The sequence below is a fragment of the Arthrobacter sp. Dra40 genome, from assembly GCF_059091905.1.
In genome coordinates this window covers 1-3,308 of the sequence record NZ_JBNHHB010000370.1, presented here as the reverse complement: position 1 = coordinate 3,308, position 3,308 = coordinate 1, and the positions used below count along the sequence as shown (strand labels likewise).

The 3,308-nt window shown below is 67.0% G+C and carries 3 protein-coding genes; all 3 read left to right on the top strand.

What is annotated here, in order from left to right:
* The first annotated feature begins 356 nt into the window (after positions 1-356).
* Complete coding sequence (locus AC5RWT_RS35935; protein WP_494084391.1) at positions 357-1,112, top strand: IclR family transcriptional regulator; 756 nt, start codon at positions 357-359, stop codon at positions 1,110-1,112.
* Positions 1,113-1,423: 311 nt separating this feature from the next.
* Positions 1,424-2,611 (top strand): 4-hydroxybenzoate 3-monooxygenase, encoded by a 1,188-nt coding sequence (locus AC5RWT_RS35930; RefSeq protein WP_494084390.1) that lies wholly within the window; start codon positions 1,424-1,426, stop codon positions 2,609-2,611.
* Positions 2,612-2,683: 72 nt separating this feature from the next.
* Positions 2,684-3,308: dioxygenase family protein (locus AC5RWT_RS35925; protein ID WP_494084389.1), on the top strand; the 625-nt coding region annotated here is incomplete at its 3' end.

Genomic DNA, 3,308 nt, shown 5'->3' with positions numbered 1-3,308 from the left:
GGCCCCAGCGCCTTCGGCGACTTCGACTACGCCGGCGCCGACGGTTCGATGACGCCCGAGTTCCACGCCATCCCGCTGGATGACTACGACCTGGGCAGCGATTACCGCTAGCGAGTAGGGCGCTCCCGCCGCGGCGATCTCGTGCCACGGCGGGGCTCCCGTGCCCCGCTCTTGTAGGGCGGGCGCTTTGCCTGAAGCATGGAACCGCCTCCTGCTCCCCGACATTGGGGCAGCGGGAGGCGGTTTTTGCGCGTCCGGCATCAGCCGGTGCAAACGGGAGTCAGGGCCTGTGCAGCTCCCAACCGCTACCCGGCGGATCAAGGCCGGGCTTGTGCCGCACATGAGAACCTAGGAACATGGCCAATTCCCCGTCCGGTGACTCGATGCTGGACCGGCTGGTGCGCATCCTGTCTGCGTTCGAGCCGGACAAACCGGCGATGAGCGTCGCGACGCTTTCCCGCCGGGCGGACGTTCCGCTGGCCACGACGTACCGGCTGGTCGACGAGCTCTCCCGCCACGGGCTGCTGACCAAGGAGGGCCCCGGCGAGATCCGGCTGGGGCTGCGGTTATGGGAGCTGGCCAACCGCAGCTCTCCCGCCGTCGACCTGCGGCAGGCCGCAATGCCCTTCATGGAGGATATCCAGTCCGTGGTGCGCCAACACACCCAGCTGGCCGTCCTGCGTGAGGACGAAGTCCTGGTGATCGAGCGCCTCTCCAGCCGCGGTTCGGTGGTAAACCAGGCCCAGATTGCGGGCCGCATGCCGGTGCACCGCACCTCCATGGGCATGGTGCTGCTGGCCTATTCACCGAACCACATCCAGGAGTCCTACCTCAGCCGGCACCCGGAAGCGGTGACATCAGGCGATTCGGTTTCCTTCGATCTGCGCCGGCACCTGGCCGACATCCGGCAGCGGGGCTATGCCGCGTTCGACGGGCGCATTGACGTGGACACCACCGGCATCGCCGTCCCGGTGGCAGGGCCGGCCGGACGTCCGCTGGCAGCCCTCGGGGTAGTAGTGCCGCTGGGGTTCGAGAACTTCCACGCCGTGGTCCCGGCGCTGATGACCGCCGCTCGGGGCATCTCCCGGGCCATGGGCGTAGCACTGCCGTAACGGGAACGGCGGACCGGGAGCATCTCCCGGGCGATGGGCGATGGGCGATGGGTGATGGGCGATGGGCGATGCGCGATGGGCGGGGCCCTGCCGCAACAGGGGCACGGGGAAACCGGCCTGAGAGCTCCGCCGTCACGGGGGCACCGGGGAAGCCGGCCTGAGAGCTCCGCCGTCACGGGGGCACCGGGGCAACCGGCCTGAGGGCGCCGCCGTCGTAATTCTCATTGAATAAGAATGGCGGGGCGGCGGGTATGTCGCGGGGCTCACACTGGAGTCAGACACGGCTTCCTTTGATTTCAGGAGACTTACCCATGGCGCAGGCCCGGATCATTAAAACCAAGGTTGGAATTGTCGGCGGAGGCCCGGCCGGCCTGATGCTCAGCCACCTGCTGGCCGTGCAGGGGATCGACAACCTCGTGGTGGAATCGCGCGATCACGAGACCATCCGCAATACGCACCGCGCCGGCATCCTGGAAGCCGGCTCGGTCAAGATGCTCACCGACACCGGCGTCGACGGCCGGGTGCTCACCGACGGCGACGAACACGCCGGGATCGACCTGCGCTTCAACGGAGAATCCCACCCGCTGGACTTCAAGGACCTGGTGGACGCAACAGTAACGTTGTACGCGCAGAACGAGGTCTTCGTGGACCTTGCCGCTGCCCGCAAGCGCGACGGCGGCGACGTGCGCTACGAGGCCGAGGTCACCGAGGTGCTGGACCTGGAGACCACCACGCCAAAGTTCCGGTTCACGGACAAGGACGGCGCCGCGTTTGAGGTCCACTGCGACATCCTGGTGGGAGCCGACGGCTCCCGCAGTTTCTGCCGCCGGGCCGTCAAGGGCGAGCAGGACTACAAGATCGAGTATCCGTTTGCGTGGTTCGGCATCCTGACCGAGGCCCCGAAGAGCGCCCCGGAACTGATTTACGCAAACTCCCCGCACGGTTTCGCCCTGATCTCCCAGCGCAGCGAAACCGTCCAGCGCATGTACTTCCAGTGCGATCCCGCCGAGAACGTGGATGACTGGAGCGAGGACCGCATCTGGGCCGAACTGCAGAAGCGGGTGGACGGCCCGGATCGGTTCCAGCTGAAGCAGGGACCGATCTTCGACAAGACCGTGCTGGCCTTCCGCTCCTTCGTGCGCGAGCCGCTCTCCCACGGGCGCATGTTCCTGGTGGGCGATGCCGGGCACACGGTCCCGCCGACCGGCGCCAAGGGGCTCAACCTGGCCTTTGCCGACGTCAAGGTGCTCTTCGAGGCCATCGACTCCTTCTACGCCACTGGCCGTGACGCCCAGCTGGAGGGATACTCTGACCTGGCGCTGCAGCGGGTCTGGAAGGCGCAGAACTTCTCCTACTGGATGACCAGCATGCTGCACACCCGCAAGGATGCGTCGCCGTTCGAAAACAAGCGCGCCCTCGGCGAACTGGCTACCGTGACGGGGTCCCGGTTCGGGCAGCAGTACCTGGCCGAGTCCTACACGGGCTGGCCGCACAAGTAAGCACTGTGCCGCGCAGAACGCCGGGCACCTGACAACAGAACCATCCACCGCCACGACAGAAAGGAGTTCTCGATGAGCGACGCTACAGCTCAGGACGAGGCCTTCGAGGACGAGACGTTTGACGACAGCCACGTGCTGGATCCTGCCGCCACTGCGGATTCACAGGAGACCATCAGCCAGGAAATCACTGACGCCCACGAGGCGTACCGCAAGGGCGTGGAGGCCGGCGGCGCCGAGGAAACACAGCCGCGCATCGACTTTGCGCCCTACCGCTCCTCGCTGCTGCGACACCCCACCAAGGACCTGCACCACGCGGACCCGGAGACCATCGAGCTCTGGAGCCCGGCCTTCGGCGAGCGGGACGTGCACATCCTGGAGTCGGATCTGACCCTCCAGCACAACGGCGAACCGCTCGGCGAGCGGATCATCGTCCAGGGCCGGGTGTTGGACGGCGACGGCCGCCCGGTGCGCAACCAGCTGGTGGAAGTCTGGCAGGCCAATGCCGCGGGCCGCTACGTGCACAAGCGCGACCAGCACCCTGCTCCCATTGACCCGAACTTCACCGGCGTGGGCCGGTGCATCACCGGACCCAACGGCGAGTACAAGTTCACCACCATCAAGCCGGCCCCGTACCCGTGGAAGAACCACCACAACGCCTGGCGCCCGGCGCACATCCACTTCTCGCTGTTCGGCACCG

Bases quoted from the DNA above. Each gene is read 5' to 3' on its own strand.
- AC5RWT_RS35935 (WP_494084391.1), top strand. From the start codon at position 357: ATGGCCAATTCCCCGTCCGGTGACTCGATGCTGGACCGGCTGGTGCGC.
- AC5RWT_RS35930 (WP_494084390.1), top strand. From the start codon at position 1,424: ATGGCGCAGGCCCGGATCATTAAAACCAAGGTTGGAATTGTCGGCGGA.